The following is a 20,258-nucleotide window of genomic DNA, read 5'->3' on the forward strand; positions in this document are numbered from 1 at the left end:
GGGGTGGGGGGAACGCCGGTAGAGTAGCGCTTCAAGCAGGATCTCCTAGCTCCACAGCTCGAGCGTCGCTGTTGATGCGAAATCGGTCATTTCGCGTCTGCCGCCCACCAGCTATCGACGTTGTAGCCGAACAGCGGCGTTTTCTCCGGATGCTGCAGCCGCGTCCAGTAGGCGACCCACTGCTTGGGGATGAAGAACAGCGGAACGACGTAGTCGCCCGACAACAGCACGCGGTCGAGCGCGTGCACGGCGGAGACGAAGTCCTCCTCGCTCTTGGCTGCCAGCAACGCCTGGATCATCGCGTCGGCGGCCGGGTTCTCGACGCCGGCGAAGTTATAGGTGCCGGGCATCTTCGCCGCCTCGGTCGACCAGCGGAACAGCTGCTCGTTGCCCGGCGACAACGAGGACGTCCACGTGTTCTGGATCATGTCGTAGTCGTAGTCGGTCAGGCGCGCCTGGTACTGCGCCCCATCGACGACGCGCACCTTAACCTTGATGCCGAGGCGTTCCACGTCGCGCGCGAACGACAGCAAGAGCCCTTCCTGCGCGGTCGAGGCGGCGAGGATCTCGAACTCCAGCTGACGGCCGTTCTTAGCTTCAATGAGGCGACCGCTGCGGAGCTCGTAGCCTCCCTGCTGCAGCAGCCGAAACGCCTTCTCCTGGTTCTCGCGGCTGCGCCCCGACCCATCGGTGGAGGGAAAGCGATAGGTGCCATCCATGAACGCCGGCTTCACCGCACCGGGGAACGGCGCCAGGAGCGCGCGCTCGTGCGCATCCGCCGGGTGCCCCGCGGAGGCGAGGATCGAGCGCTCGAAATAGCTTTGCGTGCGTTTGTAGAGCCCGGCGTAGAGGGTGCGGTTGATCCACTCGAAATCGAACAGGTAGATGAGGGCCTCGCGCACGCGCGCATCGGCGAACACAGGCCGGCGCGTGTTGAACACCAGCGCCGTCATGCCGGCGGGAAGCCCGATGTCGAACTCGCGCTTCACCGCGCGCCCGTCGCGGATGGCGGCAAAGTCGTAGCCGTTGGCCCAGCGGCGCGGGTCCTCTTCCGGCCACAGGTCGATCTGCCCCGCCTTGAAGGCGTCGAACATCACCGAGCCCTCGCGAAAGTAGTCGAAGCGGATCTCATCGAAGTTGAAGCGGCCGCGGTTCACGGCGAGATCGCGGCCCCAATAGTTCGGATCGCGCACGAAGGTGATGGAGCGGCCGGCGTCGAGCTTGCCGACCTTGTAGGGGCCGGAGCCCACCGGAGGCGCGAGCGTCGTATTCTCGAAACGGTCGGGGTTGATGGCGTGCTTGGGCAGCACCGGCAGGAGGCCGAGGATAAGTGGAATCTCGCGGTCGCCCGAGGCATCGAACGTGAAGCGCACATCGTGCTCGGACAGCCGTTCCGCCTTCGCCACCTTGGCGAAATAGGTGCGGTGGTTGGGGCGCCCTTTCGCCTTCAGGAGCTCGAAGGAGAACAACACATCGTCGGCGGTGATGGGCGCGCCGTCAGAAAAGCGCGCCTTGGGGTTGAGATGGAAGGTGATCGATGAGCGGTCCGCAGGCACCTCGACGCTCTCGGCGATCAGCCCGTACAGCGTGAACGGCTCATCGAGGCCGCGCGCCATCAGGCTCTCGATGGTGAAGTCGCGGATGCCGTTGGCGGCGACGCCCTTGACGATCAGCGGGTTGAGACTGTCGAAGGAGCCGAAGGCGCCGAGGACGAGGCGCCCCCCTTTCGGGGCGTGCGAATCGACGTAGGAAAAGTGGGCAAAGCCCGGCGGCTGCTTCGGTGTACCGTAAAGGGCGATGCCGTGCACCGGCTCGGCATTTGCAGGCACTAAAGCCAGCAACGGGGCGAGAAAGGCGACGATCAGCCTTGGCAGCATTCGGGCTCCGGTGGCCTGCCGGCTTTTGCGGCGCGAGAGCAATTCACGCCCTATTATCACAGCTTATTGGTTCGACCATCGTGACCATGGCAAGCCATTCGCAACGGCTAGCGTGGCGGCTTTGCCACGATGTGTGGAATCGATAACGGGATTGCCCGCGCGTCATTTCGACGGCCACGGGATTGCCGCAATCCGGGCCTTACTGCCGCATCGATGAGCGCCGAGGGGCGTCATGAGGGGTGGGCAATTCGTGCTCGCCCGCCGAGGGGTGAGCTGGGCGGACCAGCTCTCTAAGAAAGGTTTGTATTCCATGACAGATAACGTTGCGCACCTCCTGGACAAGGGGCGGAGCGCCCGCGGGGTCGCGGCCGTGTGCGCCGCTCTCGGGCTGGCCGCCATGATCACCGGCACACCAGCACTTGCGCAGGACCCGGCAGCGAAGGCACCCGCCGCTCCGGCTGCAAAGGCTCCCGCTGCCGGCGCGCCGGCAGCCAAGACTGATGCCGCTGCGGCCGATAAGAAGAGCGCGTGGGTGAAGCTGTGCGAGAAGGCTCCGTTCACCCACAAGGACAAGGACGGCAAGGACGTCAAGGATGAGAAGAACATCTGCCTGACGCACCATGAGCGCCTCGATGGCAACACGGGCATGGTCATGGTGTCGGCGGCCATCCGCGAGGTCGAAGGGGCCGACAAGAAGAGCATGATGGTCATGGTGCCGCTCGGCATGGCGCTGCCTCCCGGATTGCGCGCCGCGGTCTACACCAAGGAGCAGTGGGCCCAGGCCGCCAAGAACGAGAAGATCGACGAGAAGACGCTGAAGCCCGTTTCGCTCAAGTACTCGCTGTGCCACGCCGCCGGCTGCACGGCCGAGGTCGAGGCGACGGCCGAGATTCTCGAGCAGATGAAGACGGGCGGCGGCATCATGGTTATCGCCATGAACGCCGGTGCACAGCCCATCGGCTTCCCGGTGCCGCTCGACGGCTTCACCGAGGCCTTCACCGGCAAGCCGGTCGACAACAAGGAATACGCCAAGGCGCGCGGTCAGCTCATGGCGCAGATCCGCGAGCGTCAGCAGGCAGCGCTGGAGAAGTACAAGGCCGAGCAGATGAAGAACCTGCCGCCGCCACCTCCGGGCTCTGACGCGACCGCGCCGGCAGCCAAGGCCGCCGCGCCCGCCGCGAAGAAGTAAGCGCGCGTCACCGACGCCTCGACAACGTAAGCCGCCCGGTCCGCAAACCGGGCGGTTTTCTTATGTCTCGCCGGGTCGGGCGTCAGTGCGATTGCAGGAACAAGGCCCGGTAGCCGCCGTTCTCGTCCTCGGCGAACAGCTCGCTGAGCTGCGGGTGGCGCAGCGGCTGGCCCGTCTCGTCGGGTAGCAAGTTCTGCTCGGAGACGTAGGCGATGTATTCGGTCTCGGCGTTCTCGGCGAGCAGATGGTAGTAGGGCTGCTCCTTGTGGGGGCGAATCTCCTCGGGGATCGACAGCCACCATTCCTCGGTGTTGTCGAACTCCGGGTCGATATCGAAGACGACGCCGCGGAACGGGTAGAAGCGGTGGCGGACGACCTGCCCCACTGCGTACTTCGCCTTTGCCTGCCTCACCGTACCCATCGCGCGCGTCCGTCTCGTCCTGCTTTTATTCGAGGGGAGCGCGAGGCGGCTGTCAATCGGGTCACGGCAACTCGGTTCACGAACTGCGGCATTCCGACCGCGCAGGCGCCTTAGAGACCGTAGGCGGCGGCCTTCCCCGGGTCCTTGGCGCGACGAGGCGGCCGAGGTCGACCATCACCTTAGCCTGCTTCCAGGTCGCTGAGGTGTACTGCCTTGCCACATGGTCGACCGGGGTATTTATTGGGACACGCAAATGGCGCGCCCGATGGCCCGTTCTTTGAGGGGGCTTCCGGACCTATTTCAAGCCGTTTGAAGATGCCTTTTTTCCAGCCTTGAGCCTGAACCTTGGGGGTGCCGATTCTTTCAAGTACGGCAGCATTTTGAGATGTCAGTTGAGGAATTTCCCAAGGGACTGAGTATCGTCAGGCCACAGCAGCCCCGCTTTGAAGGTGACTTCAGAGTTGAGCCCGAGCCTGGCTATGCGCCAACCTCTGATGAACAAAAGCGCGTCGACTGGCTGAATGCTGAGATTGACTCTCTGGCGGCGGGCGAGGAGAGGGACAAGACAGCTGGCCTGTCGCCGAGCGATCGCGCGGCACGGCAACAGGAACGCAAATCGGCGGCCCTTTCCTTGTCCCTCAAGGTCGGGGGTGCGCGCTCCGGTACGCCGTCAGATAACCGCCTATTTGCCGTCAAGATAGAGAAGGGCAGCGGCGCGGACGCAGCCTACAACGTCAATCTCAGCATCAAGGTCAGAGAGCTTCCCGGCGCGGTCGTCCCACCCGAAAAGGAAGCCCTCTTCACGCAGATCAACGCCGCCTCCAACGTCGTCAGCGCCGTCTGTATTCGCCGCGCTGGAGAGCGGGCGGCGGTGTGGCCCAGTTGGCTGTGGGAAAAACCTGCCAGGGACCCCACAGAGCGTGTGGGCGCAATGCGCCGGCTCGAGGAATACACCGGCAAGCTTGCGGGTATTGCCGAGATAGGATTGGAGGGAAATCACACCAACTTGGCCAAGCTGGCGCTGGACGAATTCAAGAATGAGGTCGTCACGCGCGAAGCCAGTCGGATCAAGAATACCTACGTGGTGTCGTTGGGGATATGGGCCGCCCTCGCGACGCTGATATTTACGGGGATCTGGGTGTGGATCGTTTCCGGTGGCATCACGAACAATTGGTGGTGGATCCACAAATCCTTCTTGCTGGCCGGTGCGGGAGCTGCAGTCGGTACCTGGCTCTCCTTCTCTGTACGCCGGGTGCAGCTGTCGTTTGATCAGCTGGTGATGCTGGAGGAGCAATCACTCGACCCTCCCTTGCGCATCATCTTCGTCGTGGCGCTGACGATGATGGCCTGTCTGCTTTTCTGGACAAACGCCATAAATATCGAGGTTGGTCTATTGAAGACAAACTCGGCTTCCTTTCAGAGCACTGGATCGGTGGCTCTGCTCATCGGGATGCTTTCCGGTCTTGCAGAGCGTGCGCTTGCCACGGCAATTTCAGGGCGCGCAGCGGCATTCGTGCAAGGGTTCGGCGCGGGAGGCTGAACAGCGCTTGCGCTTGGGCTAGAGACCGTAGGCGGCGGCCTTCTCCGGGTCCTTGGCGGCGACGAGGCGGGCGAGATCGACGATCACCTTAGCCTGCTTCCAGGTCGCATCGTCCTGCATCTTGCCGTCGATCATGACCGCGCCGGTGCCGTCCGGCATGGCTTCGAGGATGCGCTTGGCGAGGGCGACCTCCTTGTCGTCGGGGGAGAAAACGCGCTTGGCGATGTCGATCTGCGTGGGGTGCAGCGACCAGGCCCCCAGACAACCCTGCAGAAAGGCGTTGCGGAACTGCGCCTCGCAGGCGGCCGGGTCGGAGAAGTCGCCGAACGGCCCGTAGAACGGCTTTAATCCGTAGGCGAGGCAGGCGTCGACCATCTTGCCGACCGTGTAGTGCCAGAGATCCTGCTGAAAAAATGGGCGGCGCGATCCGCTCTCGCCGCTGGAGTCGGCCAGCACGCCGTAGTCGGGATGGCCGCCGCCGACGCGCGTCGTCTTCATCCCGCGCGAGGCGGCAAGGTCGGCGGGGCCGAGGCTCATCCCGTGCATGCGCGGGGAGGCCGCCGCGATGGCCTCGACATTGTTGACCCCTTCCGCCGTCTCCAGGATGGCGTGAATGAGGATGGGTTTCTTGACCTGATGCTTGGCTTCGAGCTGGGCCAGGAGCTGGTCGAGGTAGTGGATGTCCCATGGGCCTTCGACCTTGGGCAGCATGATGACGTCCAGCTTGTCGCCGGCGGCGGCGACGATCTCTCGCACGTCATCCAGCATCCACGGGCTGTTGAGGCAGTTGATGCGCGTCCACAGACCGGTGGTGCCGAAATCGTTCTCGCGCGCCATGGCGATGAAGCCGGCACGCGCGGCCTCCTTTTGATCGGCCGGGATGGCATCCTCGAGGTTGCCCAGCACGACATCGACCTGGCCGGCGATGTCCTTGATTTTGGAGCGGATCTTCTCGTTGTGCGGCGGCACGAAGTGGATCATGCGCTCGAGCCGCACGGGCAGCGCGCGGTAAGGCTCGGGCGCGCCGATGGCAAGTGGAGAGTAGAACTTGGCGGGCGTGCGGCTGGCGGCCATCGGCGTCGGGCTCCCAATGTTGCGGTGCGGCGCACATTATTGGCCCGCGAGCGCGAGTCAACGCGGCGCGCAGCGGCAAAGCCTGGCGGAGCAGGTCGACCGTCGCTGGCTGTTCGGAGACGTTAGGTCTTCGCGGGCTCGAAGGCGGCGACAATGGTGCGCAGGTTGGCGATGAACGCCTTGGCCCGGGTCGCCGGCAGTGCCTCGACGAGGGCTTCCTCGATGCGCCCGACGATCGGCTCGGAAGCCTCCAGCACGCGGCGCCCCGCGTCGGTCAGCGAGATGGCGTAGGCGCGCGCATCGTGACGCGTGCGGCGTCGCTTCAACAGGCCCTTGCGGATGAGCAACTGCACGACCTGCGAAACCGTCGAACGGTCGATGCCGGTGGCGTTGATGATATCCTGCTGACTGAGGCCGTCACGTTCGGCCGCCGCCACCAGCACAGCGTACTGGGTCGTGGTCACATCGAGGCCATTCATGTGCGACTGGAAGAGTTCTCCGGCGCACTGATGGACACGGTGGAGGAGATGTAAGGTCGAGGCGCTCACTTGGACAACCTAAGCTTGCATTGCGGTTGAGCTGCCGGGGGCGGGAACGCTTATGCCCATCCCTGAAGCTCGGTAAACTGATTAAACTGAAGAACAGCCGCTCGCGCTTGACCGAGGCGGCACAATCGGTTGACCGTGCGGGCACCTCTGCCGGGGGATGGGGGATCGATGACCATCGCATTTTCCACCGAGGCTTTGCCGCAGCGCGACCGCATCCCTTACTGGGTCGATGTCGCGTCGAAGGCTTACTTCGACCACGGGTTCAGCGCCAAGCCCGCCAACTTTGTTGGCCACCTCAGTACAGACCAGCTCGACCCGCTGCTCCTTTCCCGGTGCGATTGCGGGCCTTGCGAGGTGACGCGCACCCGACGCGATATTGCGCACGACGGTATCGACGACCTGATACTGTGCATCCGGCTGGCGGGACGCTCGACCTTCTCGCAGGCCGATCGCGAGGTTGTCGTCGAGCCAGGCACCCTGCTGCTGCAGGACGCTGGTCGCCCGATGAAGGTCGACTTTCTCGAACAGACGGCATCGATCTTCGTCACCATTCCTCGCCGGCTGGTGCTGGCGCGCATAGACAACGCGGCTGCAACGCGGACCCTGTCGACAAGTCTGCCTACGGCGGCAGTGGCGGCGGAGTTTCTCGCCACGCTGACGTCGCGGGTGCATGCGGTTGAGCCGGCCGTGCGGGGGCGCCTGGCGGGGCACGCCCTCGATCTCATTGCCTTAGCCTTTGCCACGGGCGAGGGAGCTTCGATCGGCTCGACGCCTCGTAGCACCGCGCTGTTGCGCCTGAAGTCGGCGATCGAGGCGCGCCTCTCCGACCCGAGCCTTAAGCCGGCGGATGCAGCCGACGCGGCGGGCATCAGCGTGCGTTACGCCAACGACCTTCTCTCCAGGGAGAATTTCTCCGTCGAGCGCTACATCCTGCATCGGCGCCTCGAGCGTTGCCGCCGCGCCCTCGAGGACCCGCTGCAGGCGCACCGCATGATCGGCGAGATCGCCTTCGGCTGGGGGTTCTCGGATCTGTCGCACTTCACGCGCCGGTTCCGATCCGCCTTCGGCATGACACCGAGCGATTGCCGGCGGCGGGCGCTAGCGCCGGGCGGCAGCTGACGCCGCACCGTTCGCGCCGAGGGACGAAGGCGCATAACGCTCGTACAACGCTATTGGCTTCCGTCACCCGTTTTCGGGCGGCGGTGACAGGCTCACGGTCAGTGAATAGTTGCCCGCCGCGCCTGTGTAGTAGTCGCGCACGCGCACATAGTAGGTTGTGCGCGGCCGGACCCTGAAGCTGAAGCTCGTGTCGCCGCCCGCGGTCGTGTTGTGACCGCTGCCCATGAGGGCTTTGCTGTCGTCGTAGACGGCGACTTCCGGCTGCAGCGTGGTCGATCGGTTCTCTACCCTTGCGAGGATCGCGCCTTCTCCATCACCCGAGGTGAACTTGAAGTAGTCGATGTCACTTCTATCCATGACGCCGGCGGCGACCGCATCGCCGACATTGATCTGCTTGGCGGAGAGAATGTCGTCGTTGGGCTCATGCGCGTCGTAGGCCTTCGTCGCGGCGACGCGCATGAGATAAACGCCGACGCTTTGGCCGTAGTAGTTGCTCGCACGCGCAAAATAGGTGCGGGCAGGCTCGGCGACGAACGCGTAGGCGAGGTCGGCGCCTTGCGTCGTCTTGTGCACCTCGCCGAGGCTGGTCTTTTCCGCATCGAACAGCTCAAGCCGGGGCTCGAGTGTCGCGGAGCGGTTCTGCAACTCGATGCGTATCCAGTCGCGGTGCGTCTCGGGCGTAGTGAAAGTGAAATAGTCGGCGTCCTTCGGCGTCTGGATGGCGCCCGTGACCCAGGTTCCGAGCTCAATCGCGTTGGTGGCGAGCCCGTCGTCGTTGGGCTCGCTCTCCTGCGCCCTTATGGTCACGTGCCGCGGTGGAGTCGCCTTCAGAGTTTCCAGCCCCTGCGCCCTGCGGACGTTGACGACCACGCGGTTGAAGTCGCGGGAGACGTCCTTTGCCGCCGCGATCTCGCCCTCGATCTTCGATTTGATTCGTGGATCGTCGGGATGTGTGGCGGCTTGCGCCGCGACGGTGCCGGTGGTTATGCCCTCCTTGACGGCTTGTCGTACCAGGTCGGCGATGTCTTCGAGCCTCGCCTGATAGGTGCGCGCGCTGCCCTTGCATTGCAGGAACTGCTCGGGATCAAGTCGCCCTGCATCCAGGACTGTGCAGCAGGTTTTGAGGTTGAGCGCTGTCATCTGCGCGCGCTCGTCGAGCTCGATGAGCTGCTCGCGGCCGATCTGCAGCTCGCCCTCCGTCCTGAGAAAACTGATGCGCGTCGACAATCCAACGCTGGTCTCGCGGAAGATCGCCTCGCACGGTGACAGTCTGGCTATGGCAAGATCATAGCCGAGATAGGCGACCGCCAAGAGGACGAGCGTGGCGCCCATACCTCCGATGGACAGCACGTAGCGGAGCGGCCGCCATTGGCGCGGCACGAAGCGCAGGCGCGGGTAACGCAGCCTCGTGCGCAACTCGCTGCGCCACGCCTGCAGCACGCTCGACGGCTTCGTTTCGGTTGGCGCGCCCATCGCGGTCTCCCGTGTCTAGCCTCTGACAAGCGGATGATCGATGCCGCGATGTGTCAATTGGCGTTCTGGGATTAGGCGGTGTTGACTGGGGATAACCGACCCGCTCTGTCGCAACCAGATCCACAAGGGTGCGCACGCCCTCTCAATCGTGAGAGCGTCGGCGGCATTCGCTCGGCGTGCATCCAAAGGCGGCCTTGAAGCGCCGATTGAAGTGCGAGGTATCCGAGAAGCCCCAGCCGTATGCAATCTCACTGACCGTGAGATGCGCTCGCTGCGGATTCTCGAGATCGAGCCGGCAACGCTCGAGGCGACGAGCCACGATCAGGCGCTGTAGCGACATTCCCTGCTCGGCCAGGATCGCATTGGCGTAGCGCACGCTGATGCCGGCCGCGGCGGCGGCGGTCTCGGGATCGAGCGAGGGGTCATCGAGCCGGGCTTCGATCGCCGAGCGCAACTGCAGCAGGGCGACGGCGCGTGCGGCCGACAGGGCGGGGCTTTCCTCGCGTCTGCCCTGCGCCGCCAGAGCCAGCGCCACCAGGTCGAGCAACTGCTCGCCGATGCGCTCCGCCTCGGCCGGCTGCAGCATCGCGACGTACGACGGCAGCATTCGCAAATAGTCGGAGAGCAGACCTCCCAAGCCGTTCGTGGGCCGTACGGCGCACGCCGTGAGCTGCGAGGTCGGCGCCCCGTGCTTGTCGCGGCCGTGGTAACTTCCGACCTGCCGTGTCGGCCCAGGCCTACAATGCGTGTGGAATCGGTCAGTGCTCTCAGCCGATCGTCCACGCGTGCCTCGTCATCATCAAGGTGAATCGCGCCCGGCGCTAGCTCCAGCGCCGGTTGCTCCACATCCACTGCTCGGGCGCCTCGCGGATCCACGCCTCGAACTGCTTCTGCATGTGCACCATGGTCCAGCGGATATCCTCCGCCTGGTTGGCGGTGCGCGGCACGCGCAACTCCTTGAGCTCGATCTCGAAGCGACTTTGCGTGCCGATGCGCTTGCAGCGCGACAGCCAGATGCGGGCGCCGACGCGCCGGGCGATCATGGCGCCGATGGCCTGCGTCTTCGCATCCTTGCCGAAGAACGGGACCGGCATCCCGGTGCGGTCGTAGAGATCGCAGACGAGGCCGAGGCGGCCGCCGCGGCGCACGAAGTCCATGATGGCGCGCGCGGTTCTTTGATCATCGCCGTGATCGCCCACGTTGCCGCGCCCGAACAGACCGTCGGGATAAAGATCCTTGCGCTGGTCGCGCAGGTACTGGTCGACGTAGGGGTTGGTCACCGAGCGGTAGACCGCCGCCGGGTTGGCACCCGCCCATGTGAACGGGAGGATCGCCAGCTCCCAGTTGCCCATATGCAAGCTGACGCCGACCGCCGGGCCGAGCTTGTCCTTGTAACGCGAGAAGATGTTCTGGCTGACGATGTCGATGCGCTCGGGTTCTTTTAGGAAGCGGTCGATGCGCATCGTCTCGACCATGACGCGACCGAGGTTCTCCCAGTGCGCCAGCGCGATCGCCTGCCGCTCCTGCTCGCTCTTCTCCGGGAAGGCGATGGCGAGATTGGCCAGGGCGCGCTGGTGCCGCCTGGGGTTGATCAGCGGTGCAAGGCGGCGCCAGCAATACGCCGACGCGGCGGTAGCGACATTGAGCGGCAGGGCGCGGAAGAAACCGGCGACGAGCCGCAGCACTGCGTACTCGAAGCGATATTGCAGGTCGCGAAGGCGATCTTTGGTCTTCATCGGCCGGCGGCATCTCGAGTGTTCTGCGGGGTAAGGGGGTCTTGCCCAGGCCGACACGCTTCGTCAAGGGCTGGTGCCGTGACCTTCTACGGGGGCTTGCATCAGGCGCGGGGTGATGAACGATGGCCCGAGGCCCTCGCGAATGGCCATCCGACGCACCGGGCCCAAGGTCTTGAGGATATGCAGCCCCAGTCCGCGCAGCGCCTGTACCGGCGGGGCGCTTGATAAGAGGCTGCGGTTGAGCAGGTCGATGGTCCAGATGCGCGAGGCGATGTCCGCATGTCGCATGCGCCCGTAAGCCTCGATTACGCCCGGCGCGCCGATATCGCCGCCGGCGGCGAGGGCGTCCGCGACGCAGTCGGCAATACAGGCGGCATCGCGCAAGCCGAGGTTGAGGCCCTGGGCGCCGATGGGCGGGATCACGTGCACGGCCTCGCCAACGAGAGCGATGCGGTTGCGGCCGGCAACGTCGGCCGAGAGACCCGACAGCGGGAAGACGCCGCGCGGTCCGATTGTCTCGACCGCGCCGAGCAGGCCTTGCAGCCGCTCCTCGAGCGCCGAGCGGAACGCAGCCTCCTCGAGGCTCGCCAGACGTGCCGCAACGTCCGGGCGCTCGACCCACACGAGGCTGGAGGACCGCCCAGGCGAGGGAACGACGGTGAATGGGCCGGCCGGCCGGTGGAACTCCGTCGAGATTCCGCCGTGCGGCCGCTGGTGCGTGAAGGTGCACGTCAGGGCACTCTGCTCGTAGGCCCAGGTCCGCGCGGCAATGCCCGCCGCCCGGCGGCACAGCGACTGGCGGCCGTCGGCGCCGACGACGAGCCGCACGGTGAGCCGGCGCCCATCGCCGAGATGCACCTCGGCCTCCTCCGGTCCAGGGATGACCTCGGCGACACTCGCGTCGATCAGCGTCAGGGTGGGAACCTCGCCCGCGCGTATGCGCAGGGCCTCGACGAGGGCTGCGTTGGGAACATTGTAGCCGAAGCGCTCCAGCCCGGCCTCGGCGGCGGTGAAGGTCACCTCGGGTGCGCGCAGCAGCGCCCCCATGTCGTCGATGATGCGGATGCCGTAGATCGCCTCGCCGGCCGAGCGGCAGACATCGCCGACGCCGAGGTTCTCGAGCAGGGTGACCGAGCCGGCGAAAAGAGCGGCTGTGCGCGTATCCCGGCTGCTCGGTGCCGGGCCGATGGCGGCCACGCGCAGACCCGGGCGCGCGAGCGCCAGAGCGGCGGCCAGGCCGGCCGGACCGGTGCCGACGACGCCGACGTCATATGAACGGCCGTCATTCATCCCGCCACTGCCCAGGAGAGCCTTGACCTTCGCACGGCGCCATCATCGGATGTCGATGCGCCGGGTGTCCATGGCGGCCAAGCGCCGCCCTCGATCCGCGGCGGCCAGTTTGCGGCGAATCTCCGGTTCGCCCTGGGCAAAACGGGGGTAAATAGTGATCAGAGTGGAAGGGCCTATTGTTGATGCCGAACGGCCACATGGCAGTTAGATCACACCCCTTGGGACAATTGTTTACTAGGGCTTAACCGCGCCTAAAACATCCTTGTCATGATAGGTCCGAGACAGCATTTTCGCTTCGGGGGCAGAACATGACCTTGCGGGGTTTTTGAGATGAGGAGCCGGTACGTAGTAGCGCTGGCGTTGGTAGCGGCACTTGTTGCCGGCCACGGCGCGTTCGCGTTCCAGGAACAGAAGGGCAGCACCCCGCCGCCCGCCGACGCCGCCCCGGCGCCTGCCGAGGCCGCATCGGGCGACAAGGCCGCATTGAGCGATGAAACCGCGGCCAAACCCGAGGCGGGGACCGAGATCCGCATCCCGGGGCTCGGCAAGCTGGGCGTGCTGCCGAAAATGGACTTCGGCCTCGAGCTGCTCTACGGCGCCGCCGAGAATCAACCGGCGGGTCAGCCCGAGGCGGTGCCCAACCCCGAAGACGACTTGACGGTGCGCGGCTCGGTCAAGCATCGCTTCTGATCTTCGGCACGTGGAGGGGATCCCGGTGCTTCCCCTTCGATTCTCCGACCTTGTCGCGGCCAGCGTTCACCTGTTCACGGCGCTCGGCGCCGTCTGCGGGCTGCTGGCCGCACTCGCTGCATTCGATGGCGCCTGGGAGCGCATGTTCGCGTGGCTGGGCGCCGCGCTCGTCATCGACGCCATCGACGGCACGTTTGCGCGCATGGCGCGCGTCGAGGAGCGCCTGCCGCGCTTCTCCGGCGAGCGCCTCGATCTCGTGGTCGATTACATAACCTACGTCTTCGTCCCTGCCTTGGCGCTTTTGCGCGGCGGATTTCTGTCGGGCACCAGCGGCGTGATCGTCGCGGCGCTGATCCTCATTTCGTCGCTCTATCACTTCTCCGATCTCGCCAGCAAAGCCGAGGATTCGAGCTTCGTCGGCTTTCCCACGCTTTGGAACATCGTGGCCTTTTACGCTTTTGCCCTGACGCCACCGGCGTTGATCACCTATCCGGTGTTGATCGCCTTGGTGCTGCTCACCTTCGTGCCGATGCACTGGGTGCATCCGGTGCGGGTAGCGCGCATGAGGGGCGTCACCCTGGCGATGACGGTGGCATGGTCCGTTGCCGCCGTCGCCTCCGTCTGGCACGGCTTTCCGCCACCGCTCTGGTGCCAAGTCGTCCTCGTCGTGGCGGCGCTTTATTTCGCGGGCATGACCGTGGAGCTAACCTTCCGCGCCCGTCCAGGCGATTGAGGCGTCAAGCCTTCTGCGCTAGCCGGAAGGCGTCCCATGCCGGCTTCCAGGGTCGGCACATGGCGCAGATCGCCGCCAAGCTGGCAGCGCGCTGAATCAAGGCGATACAGACGAATGGCCCCCGCGCAGCGTGCACGAACTGCGCGGGGGCGGCTCTCGCTAGGGGAGCAGATGGGGCGCTTAGCTGCCAATGCCTGCAGCCATCAGGCGCGGGGCCGCGGCGCCCTCACATCATACGAACTCCAGCTCCGGTTGCGCGGCGCGGCCGGCTAGGCGGGGCAGCTTGGCGTCGTGGTCGAGCGCGGCTTTCTGCGCCGCCTGTGCGGTGGCGAACTTCTTGCCGTCGAGGGCGCGGAAGGCACTCAACGCCGAATGGAACTGGAATGCGGATTCGCCCGCCTCGCGCACGACGATGCCGACGGCGTCGCTGCCGATCTCGATGATGTAGGCTTGTGAAGACATGAGCTCACCTTGCGCCGGTGGGTACCCGGCGTTCCCTTATGTTGCTTCGATGACATTTGTTATCGGTGCGGCGGCGGCCAGCGCCGCTCAGCCGCGCTTCAACAGCACATGCAACAGGAGTGGCTCATCGATCCGCGCTGGTGCGGGGGGCGCTGGATCATCGAATACACGACGCTTGCCATGTTGGTTCTCCTTGGAGCCGATGCCGTGCCTACAAACACAGCACCTTAGCGTTTGGTTTCGCGGCGCAACCTTGCTCTGCAAATCACCGCGGCCGGCGCGAGCCGACGCGTGCATAGATGGGGGCTCGCGCGACGATCGTCAAATAGCAAGACCTGCAAATCTTATGAGGGGTGACGGTCGTGCATCGACTTGCCGCGCACGGACCGCTACGCTCGCGGGTGATGGCCGCGCGACCGCTGACGGGCATCGTGTCGCAGCGCCGATGGAGGGAGGATTGCTTTGCCGGTGCCCACGGAATTCACGCCCGTCGCGTCGACGCTCGGCGGCGTTCTCATCGGCGCCTCGGCCGTTATGCTCATGCTGTTTCACGGCCGCATCGCCGGCATCAGCGGGATCGTCGGGCGTCTGCTGCTGCCCTATGACGGGGACCAGCCGGTGCACGCGGCAGCATTTGTCGCCGGGCTCATCGCCGCGCCGCTGATGTACGCCGCCGCCGGCATGGCGGTGACACAAACGGTCTCTGACAATCTCCCGTTGATGCTTGTCGGTGGTTTGCTCGTAGGTTTCGGCGCCGCCTACGGCGGCGGCTGCACCAGCGGCCACGGCGTCTGCGGCCTGTCGCGTCTCTCGCCGCTATCGCTGGCCGCGACGGCGGTCTTCATGACCACAGGCTTTGCCACCGTATTCGTCGTGCGCCACATGATCGGAGGCTAGGCATGGGAGTGATCGTCAATGTCGTCGCCGGTCTGCTGTTCGGTCTCGGCCTGCTGATCTCCGGCCTCGTCGACCCGGCCAAGGTGCAGAACTTCCTCGACCTGTTCGGCTCCTGGGACCCGAGCCTTGCTTTCGCCATGGCGGGTGCGGTGGCGACGACATTCCTAGGCTATCGCATCGCCTGGCGGCGCCCGGCGCCGCTGCTGGCGCCGCAGTTCAGATTGCCGGCCGGCACCTCGGCGATCGACCGCCCGTTGGTGCTCGGGGCCGCAATCTTTGGCGTTGGTTGGGGACTGACAGGCTTTTGCCCGGGACCCGCCCTCGTGTCGATCCCGCTGCTCGCTCCGGGGACGCTGGTCTTCGTTCCCGCGATGCTCGCCGGCATCATCATGGTTCGCCTGCTGCGCACGCGCATTGTTCCCGTTCAAGACGGCAGCTAGTTCGCGCCCTTAGCAGGAAACCGAATATGTGGTGGGCGGCGGTGAGCGTCAGCGCTTGATGCGGAACTGGATGGGCTGCGTCAGGTTGATGGTCAGGTTGGGCACGTCCGACGGAGGCGGCGGAAACGGACTGGCGCGATTGAGGACCTCGATCGCCTCCTTGTCGAGGAGATCGTAGCCGGAGCCTTTGTCGAGCTGCGCGCTGATCACCTTGCCGGAACGGTCGAGCGTGAACGACACGTTGGCGGTGCCCTCGTGACCCTTCTTGCGTGCCTCGTGCGGATACTTCTTGTGCTTGTTGAGGTGCAGCGACAGCGATTTGTACCAGCTCAGCACCGCCTCCGAGGGCTTGGTTGAAAGGCCCTGCTTGGGGGCTGCCGGCTTCTCGGCCGGCGGCGCTTCGACCGGCGGAGGAGCCGCCGTCTCCTGCGCAGCGGCGGAAACCTGCGGGGTCGCCTTCTGCTCCGGGCGCGGGTCCTCCTCGGCCTTCTCGTCGTCGACCTCCTCGACCGGCTTCTGCTTTTCCACGACGAGCTCCGGATCCGGGGCGAGCGGAGCCTCCTCGACCTTCGGGGTCTCGATCTCGGACTTCTCCTTCACCTCCTCGGTGGGCGCGACCGACGGCGCGGCCTCCTCGGAGCGCATGCCAATGGCGACGTTGAGCTTCTCTGCTGGCGGCGCCACCGGCACCGGCGCCAGCTCGACCATGAATGCGCCGGCTTCCTCCTCGCTGGCCTCCTCCTCGGGCCAATGGGCGAGCGTAAGGGCGCCGGCGACGGCGTGCAGCGACACCATCAGGAAGGCGGCCAACAGCCAGCGGCGCAAGCGCGCTGCAGAACCCTCGAGGAAGTCCAGATGCGGGATCATGGCGAGGGAGTCGGCGAGGGTTGAGCTACTTCGCTGGGCGAGGCGGATGATGACGGCGGAGCAGCGCTCGGCGGCGACGATGGCGTGGCACCCGTGGCCGCAGACGGTGCATCCGGAACCGGCGGGCCCTCGAGGCCGACCAGCGCAACCTTGAGGTATCCGGCGGCGCGCAGCGTATCCATGAGGCGCATCAGCTCGCCGTACGGCACCGCCTTGTCGGCGCGCAGGAACAGACGCTTGTTGCGGTCGCCGCTCGTCTGTGCGTCGAGCGCCGGGCCGAGCCCGCTCCACAGCACCATGTCGTTGCCGACGGCCAGCGAGAGATCCGCTTTGAGCGTGACGTAGAGCGGCTTGTCGGGCTTGGCGGCCGGCTGCGCGGCCGAGACGGGGAGCTCGACCGGCACGTCGACGGTCGATAGCGGCGCCACCACCATGAAGATGATGAGCAGCACCAGCATCACGTCGATGAACGGCGTGACGTTGATCTCGTGCGTTTCCGAGATGTCGTCGTCCTGCAGCCGTCCCGCCATGGCTACTCCGCCGCTCTCAGCTCAGGGCGCACGCCGCGATCGAAATCGCGCGACACAAGACACAGAACGGCGACGGAGGCATCGCCGACGAGCGCTTTGTAGCTGCCGATGGCACGCGCGAAATGATTGTAGATCATCACCGCTGGGATAGCGGCGACGAGGCCGAAGGCGGTGGCGAGCAGCGCCTCGGCAATGCCCGGAGCAACGATCGCAAGGTTGGTGGTCTGCGCTTCGGAGATGCCGATGAAGCTGTTCATGATGCCCCATACGGTGCCGAACAGCCCCACAAACGGCGCCGTCGAGCCGATGGTGGCCAGGACGCCGGTGCCGCGGTTGATGTCGCGGCCAGCGGCAAACTCGATCCGCTCCAGGCGCGCCGCTACGCGTTCCTTGATGGCATACTTGTCGGCGACGTCCCAGGATGCGCGCGTCTCGGCGATGGCGGCGCGCAGCATGGCCGGTACCGCGCCGCGCTTGGCATCGACGAGGCTCACCGCCTCGTTGATCGAGTTGGCGGCGCCGAGCTTCTTCAGCGCCGTGCGCATCCGGCGCCTGGCGGCGGCGAGCTCGATGCTCTTGGCCAGCCAGACGGTCCAGGTGACGATCGAGGCGAAGATGAGGCCGATCATCACCGACTTCACGACGATGTCGGCCTGCATGAACATGCTCCACGGCGACAGATCGCGCGGGAGCTTCTCGGCATTGACCAGCGACGCCGGTGCCGGCATTGCGGTTGGCATCGTCGGCGCACTGGGAGCATCGGGCGCAATGATGTCGTGTGCCGCCTCGGTTGCGCCGGGAGCGGCGGCGGGTGCGCCGGTGGGGGCGGCTGGTGGCGACGCCGCGGGTGAGGGGGTGGTGGATGGTTGCGCCGCGGTCGTCGGTGCAGCGCTCGCCGCAGTGGGCGAAACGACAGGTGTCGTCGCGGACGGCGAGGCGGCGGCGGTTGGAGGCGGCGTGCTTGCCGCCGGGTTCGGCGTCTCGGCCGCCTGAGGCGTCGCGCCTGGCGCTGCCGACTGCACAGCGTCCTGCGCCAACGCCGGTGCGAAGCTGACAAGCATCAGCGCGCTCGCGGCGCCGGCTAGTTTAGATGCATTCGAAAGTCGCGAGAGAGGATGATCCATGGCGCCGAGTTTCTGATCTGGATGTTGCGACCCTATAGCCCCATAGGAGATACCTTACTTTGCATGTCAAGTTTGAAGTCAATAATGCGACAATGCAAACTAAGGATGGCGGGGGAGCGCCATCGTCGAACGTTCTACTTTTGAACCACGGCGAGAGTAGGCGGCACCACTTCAACAGCCTTGCCTGGACCGCACTGCGCATGGCTTTAGCGGCCACGCCGGCCGTGGTATCTGGTCCGCATGAGCGAGAAGCCGATGCCGAAGGATGAAGCGGGCTGGCGCAAGCAATTGACGCCGGAGCAGTACCGCGTGCTGCGCGAAAAGGGCACCGAGCCGCCGTTCACCGGCGAATATCTGCACACCGAGGCGGACGGCACCTTTACCTGCGCCGCCTGCGGCAACCCTTTGTTCGCCTCGGATGCAAAGTTCGATTCCGGAACGGGCTGGCCGTCGTTCGACGAGGCACTGCCCGGCGCCGTCGCCCATCACGCCGACACCTCGCACGGCATGGTGCGCACCGAGATCACCTGCGCGCGCTGCGGCTCGCACCTGGGGCACGTGTTCGACGATGGCCCGACGGAGAGCGGCAAGCGCTACTGCATCAACTCGGTGTGCCTCAATCTCGAAGAGAAAGACTGAGTGCGGCTAGATGCCGGCGTACCACTCGTAGCCGAGATCTTCCCAGAAGCCGCCGCGCCCGCCGCGCAGCATCGCGAAGCTCGATACCGCCTCGATGCGCTCGACGTACTTGGCGTGCTTGTAGCCGAGCTGGCGCTCGACGCGCAGGCGGAGCGGCGCGCCGTGCGGCACGGGTAGCGCCGCCCCGTTCATGTCGTAGGCGAGGATGGTCTGCGGATGGAAGGCGTCGATGAGGTCGATGCTCTCGTAATACTTGCCGCTGAGGCCGAGCGTGTCGGTGCAATGGAAGACGAGGTAGCGCGCTTCGGGCTTCAGCCCGACGCTTTGCAGCAGCGGCCCGAGCTGGGCGCCGGTCCACTTGCCGATGGCGCTCCAGCCCTCGACGCAGTCGTGGCGTGTGATCTGCGTGCGCGCGGGCAGCTTGCGCAACTCATCCAAGCTCAAGGATGTCGGGCGCGCGACGAGACCGTCGATCTCGAGGCGCCAATCGGCAAAGCCGTTCTGCGCCGCCTGCTGGTAGGCGGGATCGGAGACGTTGGTCGATCCGTTGGCCTTGAAATGCTTCGAAAGCTCCGCCTCGGAGTACTCACGCGCCAGCGAGCGCTCTGAGAGCACGAGCCGCTGCACGCGCTGCGTGGCGCCCTCGGCCTTGTAGAGCATCTCGCGGAACGAGGGAGATTGCGAAAGCTGGTCGCAGCCACCGAGCAGCGCCGCGCCGCCGACCGCCGCGCCACGGATGAGAAAGCCACGCCGAGTCAAACCGCGCTCATTTGCCATGCGGCGCCTCCTCCGGCTCGATCACGTAGCGGCCGGTGATCATCGAACGGATGTTGTTCCAAGTGCCCGTCGCCACCACCATGACGAGGTGCACGACGACGAAGGCTGTGATGCCCGCGGCACACAGGAAATGGATGGTGCGTGCCGATTGCCGGCCGCCGAACATGTCGAGCAGGAACGGGAAGGCTGCATCCATCGCCGGCGACATGGTGAGCCCGGTGAGCACGACGAGTGGCAAGAGACCGAAGATCACGGCGAGGTAGGCGAGCTTCTGCAGCACGTTGTAGCTCTTCGCTTCCTCGCCCTTGGGGAAGCGGAAACGGATGTGCTCCCATACCGATTGGCCGATGTGGCGCAATTGCGAGCGCGTCGGCGCGAGGTCGCGGCGCACGTGCCCGCTCCACGCGGCATAGATGAGGTAGGCGAGGCCGTTGAGCACGAACAGCCAGGCGAAGAAGAAGTGCCAGCGCCGTCCCGTGGCGAGGTCGCGGTAGGAGGGCAGCGTGATCCAGTAAGGAAAGCCGCGCGACTCGAGCTCGCCGTTGGCGTCGCGCGACAGGCCGAGCACGCCGGTGGTATCGAACCTCGCCGAGCCGATGGTGGTGATGCCGGCATAGCTGCCGTCGTCGCGCTCGATGGCCTTCATGCTCAGCACGGCGCGATCGGGATCGGACTTGTCGCCGAAGTACAGCGTCGGATGGGCGTTGAAGATCTGCAGACCGCTGAGCAGCAGCACCAATAGGCAGAAGGCGTTCACCCAATGCGTGATGCGCACCGCGAGCGTATGGCGATAGACGATTTCCGGCTGGGGTACGACGGCTGAGCTGACCAT

The 20,258-nt window shown here is 65.7% G+C and carries 23 protein-coding genes; 9 read left to right on the forward strand and 14 right to left on the reverse strand.

Going from position 1 to position 20,258, the window contains the following annotated elements; all coding sequences use genetic code 11:
- Positions 1-86: 86 nt before the first annotated feature.
- Positions 87-1,877: an extracellular solute-binding protein gene (locus F9K20_RS16810; RefSeq protein ID WP_291004434.1), complete on the reverse strand. Its 1,791-nt coding sequence runs from the start codon at positions 1,875-1,877 to the stop codon at positions 87-89.
- 310 nt (positions 1,878-2,187) lie between these two features.
- Between F9K20_RS16810 and F9K20_RS16815 the strand changes: the two genes are divergently transcribed.
- Complete coding sequence (locus F9K20_RS16815) at positions 2,188-3,066, forward strand: invasion associated locus B family protein (RefSeq protein WP_291004437.1); 879 nt, start codon at positions 2,188-2,190, stop codon at positions 3,064-3,066.
- 82 nt (positions 3,067-3,148) lie between these two features.
- Here the strand turns inward: F9K20_RS16815 and hspQ are convergent, their stop codons facing one another.
- Positions 3,149-3,487, reverse strand: coding sequence for a heat shock protein HspQ (hspQ, locus tag F9K20_RS16820; protein WP_291004440.1), 339 nt, complete (start codon positions 3,485-3,487; stop codon positions 3,149-3,151).
- Positions 3,488-3,872: 385 nt separating this feature from the next.
- On the opposite strand from hspQ, the gene F9K20_RS16825 reads away from it, so the two are divergent.
- A complete protein-coding gene (locus F9K20_RS16825) occupies positions 3,873-5,027 on the forward strand; it encodes a hypothetical protein (RefSeq protein ID WP_291004443.1) in 1,155 nt (384 codons plus the stop codon).
- 18 nt (positions 5,028-5,045) lie between these two features.
- Here the strand turns inward: F9K20_RS16825 and F9K20_RS16830 are convergent, their stop codons facing one another.
- Both F9K20_RS16830 and F9K20_RS16835 read right to left on the reverse strand, forming a co-directional pair.
- Complete coding sequence (locus F9K20_RS16830; protein WP_291004446.1) at positions 5,046-6,101, reverse strand: CoA ester lyase; 1,056 nt, start codon at positions 6,099-6,101, stop codon at positions 5,046-5,048.
- 122 nt (positions 6,102-6,223) lie between these two features.
- Entirely contained in the window at positions 6,224-6,580 is a 357-nt protein-coding gene (locus F9K20_RS16835; protein WP_291004449.1) for a MarR family transcriptional regulator, read from the reverse strand.
- A 237-nt stretch (positions 6,581-6,817) separates the two neighbouring features.
- On the opposite strand from F9K20_RS16835, the gene F9K20_RS16840 reads away from it, so the two are divergent.
- Positions 6,818-7,768, forward strand: coding sequence for a helix-turn-helix domain-containing protein (locus F9K20_RS16840; RefSeq protein ID WP_291004452.1), 951 nt, complete (start codon positions 6,818-6,820; stop codon positions 7,766-7,768).
- 63 nt (positions 7,769-7,831) lie between these two features.
- On the opposite strand, the gene F9K20_RS16845 is transcribed toward F9K20_RS16840, so the two are convergent.
- From F9K20_RS16845 to F9K20_RS16860, 4 genes are all read right to left on the reverse strand, one after another.
- Positions 7,832-9,241: a hypothetical protein gene (locus F9K20_RS16845; protein WP_291004454.1), complete on the reverse strand. Its 1,410-nt coding sequence runs from the start codon at positions 9,239-9,241 to the stop codon at positions 7,832-7,834.
- Positions 9,242-9,383: 142 nt separating this feature from the next.
- On the reverse strand, positions 9,384-9,848 hold the full coding sequence (locus tag F9K20_RS16850; protein WP_291004457.1) for a helix-turn-helix domain-containing protein: 465 nt from the start codon (positions 9,846-9,848) through the stop codon (positions 9,384-9,386).
- Positions 9,849-10,062: 214 nt separating this feature from the next.
- Positions 10,063-10,977, reverse strand: coding sequence for a lipid A biosynthesis acyltransferase (locus F9K20_RS16855; protein WP_291004460.1), 915 nt, complete (start codon positions 10,975-10,977; stop codon positions 10,063-10,065).
- A 63-nt stretch (positions 10,978-11,040) separates the two neighbouring features.
- Entirely contained in the window at positions 11,041-12,267 is a 1,227-nt protein-coding gene (locus F9K20_RS16860) for a UbiH/UbiF family hydroxylase (RefSeq protein ID WP_291004464.1), read from the reverse strand.
- 330 nt (positions 12,268-12,597) lie between these two features.
- Here F9K20_RS16860 and F9K20_RS16865 point away from each other — a divergent pair, with 330 nt between their 5' ends.
- Positions 12,598-12,957 carry a hypothetical protein gene (locus F9K20_RS16865; protein WP_291004467.1) on the forward strand — a complete coding sequence of 120 codons (360 nt, stop codon included), beginning with the start codon at positions 12,598-12,600 and terminating at the stop codon, positions 12,955-12,957.
- Between the two features lie 25 nt (positions 12,958-12,982).
- A complete protein-coding gene (locus tag F9K20_RS16870) occupies positions 12,983-13,690 on the forward strand; it encodes a phosphatidylcholine synthase (RefSeq protein WP_291004470.1) in 708 nt (235 codons plus the stop codon).
- A gap of 231 nt (positions 13,691-13,921) precedes the next feature.
- Here F9K20_RS16870 and F9K20_RS16875 read toward each other — a convergent pair whose 3' ends face one another.
- Positions 13,922-14,152, reverse strand: a complete 231-nt coding sequence (locus F9K20_RS16875) for a hypothetical protein (protein ID WP_291004472.1) — start codon at positions 14,150-14,152, stop codon at positions 13,922-13,924.
- Positions 14,153-14,614: 462 nt separating this feature from the next.
- Between F9K20_RS16875 and F9K20_RS16880 the strand changes: the two genes are divergently transcribed.
- Both F9K20_RS16880 and F9K20_RS16885 read left to right on the forward strand, forming a co-directional pair.
- Entirely contained in the window at positions 14,615-15,049 is a 435-nt protein-coding gene (locus tag F9K20_RS16880; protein ID WP_291004475.1) for a YeeE/YedE family protein, read from the forward strand.
- 2 nt (positions 15,050-15,051) lie between these two features.
- Positions 15,052-15,489, forward strand: coding sequence for a DUF6691 family protein (locus F9K20_RS16885; protein ID WP_291004478.1), 438 nt, complete (start codon positions 15,052-15,054; stop codon positions 15,487-15,489).
- Between the two features lie 48 nt (positions 15,490-15,537).
- Here F9K20_RS16885 and F9K20_RS16890 read toward each other — a convergent pair whose 3' ends face one another.
- The 3 genes from F9K20_RS16890 to exbB are packed head-to-tail and all read right to left on the reverse strand — an operon-like array spanning position 15,538 to position 17,626.
- Entirely contained in the window at positions 15,538-16,356 is an 819-nt protein-coding gene (locus tag F9K20_RS16890; RefSeq protein WP_291004480.1) for an energy transducer TonB, read from the reverse strand.
- The gene (exbD, locus tag F9K20_RS16895) at positions 16,353-16,886 is read right to left on the reverse strand and encodes a TonB system transport protein ExbD (protein WP_291004483.1); all 534 of its coding nucleotides are present in this window, start codon (positions 16,884-16,886) and stop codon (positions 16,353-16,355) included. The genes F9K20_RS16890 and exbD overlap by 4 nt, the downstream gene beginning before the upstream one ends.
- A gap of 2 nt (positions 16,887-16,888) precedes the next feature.
- Entirely contained in the window at positions 16,889-17,626 is a 738-nt protein-coding gene (gene exbB / locus F9K20_RS16900) for a tonB-system energizer ExbB (RefSeq protein ID WP_291004486.1), read from the reverse strand.
- Between the two features lie 28 nt (positions 17,627-17,654).
- Here exbB and F9K20_RS16905 point away from each other — a divergent pair, with 28 nt between their 5' ends.
- Together F9K20_RS16905 and msrB are read left to right on the forward strand one after the other, a co-directional pair.
- Positions 17,655-17,879, forward strand: a complete 225-nt coding sequence (locus tag F9K20_RS16905) for a hypothetical protein (protein ID WP_291004489.1) — start codon at positions 17,655-17,657, stop codon at positions 17,877-17,879.
- Positions 17,880-18,250: 371 nt separating this feature from the next.
- A complete protein-coding gene (gene msrB / locus F9K20_RS16910; RefSeq protein ID WP_291004492.1) occupies positions 18,251-18,649 on the forward strand; it encodes a peptide-methionine (R)-S-oxide reductase MsrB in 399 nt (132 codons plus the stop codon).
- A gap of 6 nt (positions 18,650-18,655) precedes the next feature.
- On the opposite strand, the gene F9K20_RS16915 is transcribed toward msrB, so the two are convergent.
- Together F9K20_RS16915 and F9K20_RS16920 are read right to left on the reverse strand one after the other, a co-directional pair.
- A complete protein-coding gene (locus tag F9K20_RS16915; protein WP_291004495.1) occupies positions 18,656-19,426 on the reverse strand; it encodes a molybdopterin-binding protein in 771 nt (256 codons plus the stop codon).
- Positions 19,416-20,258: a cytochrome b/b6 domain-containing protein gene (locus F9K20_RS16920; protein WP_291004498.1), complete on the reverse strand. Its 843-nt coding sequence runs from the start codon at positions 20,256-20,258 to the stop codon at positions 19,416-19,418. The genes F9K20_RS16915 and F9K20_RS16920 overlap by 11 nt, the downstream gene beginning before the upstream one ends.

The sequence above is a fragment of the Hyphomicrobium sp. genome, assembly GCF_009026145.1.
Taxonomy (GTDB): domain Bacteria; phylum Pseudomonadota; class Alphaproteobacteria; order Rhizobiales; family Hyphomicrobiaceae; genus Hyphomicrobium_A.

Bases quoted from the DNA above. Each gene is read 5' to 3' on its own strand.
- F9K20_RS16810 (WP_291004434.1), bottom strand. From the start codon at position 1,877: ATGCTGCCAAGGCTGATCGTCGCCTTTCTCGCCCCGTTGCTGGCTTTA.
- F9K20_RS16815 (WP_291004437.1), top strand. From the start codon at position 2,188: ATGACAGATAACGTTGCGCACCTCCTGGACAAGGGGCGGAGCGCCCGC.
- hspQ (WP_291004440.1), bottom strand. From the start codon at position 3,487: ATGGGTACGGTGAGGCAGGCAAAGGCGAAGTACGCAGTGGGGCAGGTC.
- F9K20_RS16825 (WP_291004443.1), top strand. From the start codon at position 3,873: ATGTCAGTTGAGGAATTTCCCAAGGGACTGAGTATCGTCAGGCCACAG.
- F9K20_RS16830 (WP_291004446.1), bottom strand. From the start codon at position 6,101: ATGGCCGCCAGCCGCACGCCCGCCAAGTTCTACTCTCCACTTGCCATC.
- F9K20_RS16835 (WP_291004449.1), bottom strand. From the start codon at position 6,580: ATGAATGGCCTCGATGTGACCACGACCCAGTACGCTGTGCTGGTGGCG.
- F9K20_RS16840 (WP_291004452.1), top strand. From the start codon at position 6,818: ATGACCATCGCATTTTCCACCGAGGCTTTGCCGCAGCGCGACCGCATC.
- F9K20_RS16845 (WP_291004454.1), bottom strand. From the start codon at position 9,241: ATGGGCGCGCCAACCGAAACGAAGCCGTCGAGCGTGCTGCAGGCGTGG.
- F9K20_RS16850 (WP_291004457.1), bottom strand. From the start codon at position 9,848: ATGCTGCCGTCGTACGTCGCGATGCTGCAGCCGGCCGAGGCGGAGCGC.
- F9K20_RS16855 (WP_291004460.1), bottom strand. From the start codon at position 10,977: ATGAAGACCAAAGATCGCCTTCGCGACCTGCAATATCGCTTCGAGTAC.
- F9K20_RS16860 (WP_291004464.1), bottom strand. From the start codon at position 12,267: ATGAATGACGGCCGTTCATATGACGTCGGCGTCGTCGGCACCGGTCCG.
- F9K20_RS16865 (WP_291004467.1), top strand. From the start codon at position 12,598: ATGAGGAGCCGGTACGTAGTAGCGCTGGCGTTGGTAGCGGCACTTGTT.
- F9K20_RS16875 (WP_291004472.1), bottom strand. From the start codon at position 14,152: ATGTCTTCACAAGCCTACATCATCGAGATCGGCAGCGACGCCGTCGGC.
- F9K20_RS16885 (WP_291004478.1), top strand. From the start codon at position 15,052: ATGGGAGTGATCGTCAATGTCGTCGCCGGTCTGCTGTTCGGTCTCGGC.
- F9K20_RS16890 (WP_291004480.1), bottom strand. From the start codon at position 16,356: ATGATCCCGCATCTGGACTTCCTCGAGGGTTCTGCAGCGCGCTTGCGC.
- exbD (WP_291004483.1), bottom strand. From the start codon at position 16,886: ATGGCGGGACGGCTGCAGGACGACGACATCTCGGAAACGCACGAGATC.
- exbB (WP_291004486.1), bottom strand. From the start codon at position 17,626: ATGCCAACCGCAATGCCGGCACCGGCGTCGCTGGTCAATGCCGAGAAG.
- F9K20_RS16905 (WP_291004489.1), top strand. From the start codon at position 17,655: ATGATGTCGTGTGCCGCCTCGGTTGCGCCGGGAGCGGCGGCGGGTGCG.
- msrB (WP_291004492.1), top strand. From the start codon at position 18,251: ATGAGCGAGAAGCCGATGCCGAAGGATGAAGCGGGCTGGCGCAAGCAA.
- F9K20_RS16915 (WP_291004495.1), bottom strand. From the start codon at position 19,426: ATGGCAAATGAGCGCGGTTTGACTCGGCGTGGCTTTCTCATCCGTGGC.
- F9K20_RS16920 (WP_291004498.1), bottom strand. From the start codon at position 20,258: ATGGTCAGCTCAGCCGTCGTACCCCAGCCGGAAATCGTCTATCGCCAT.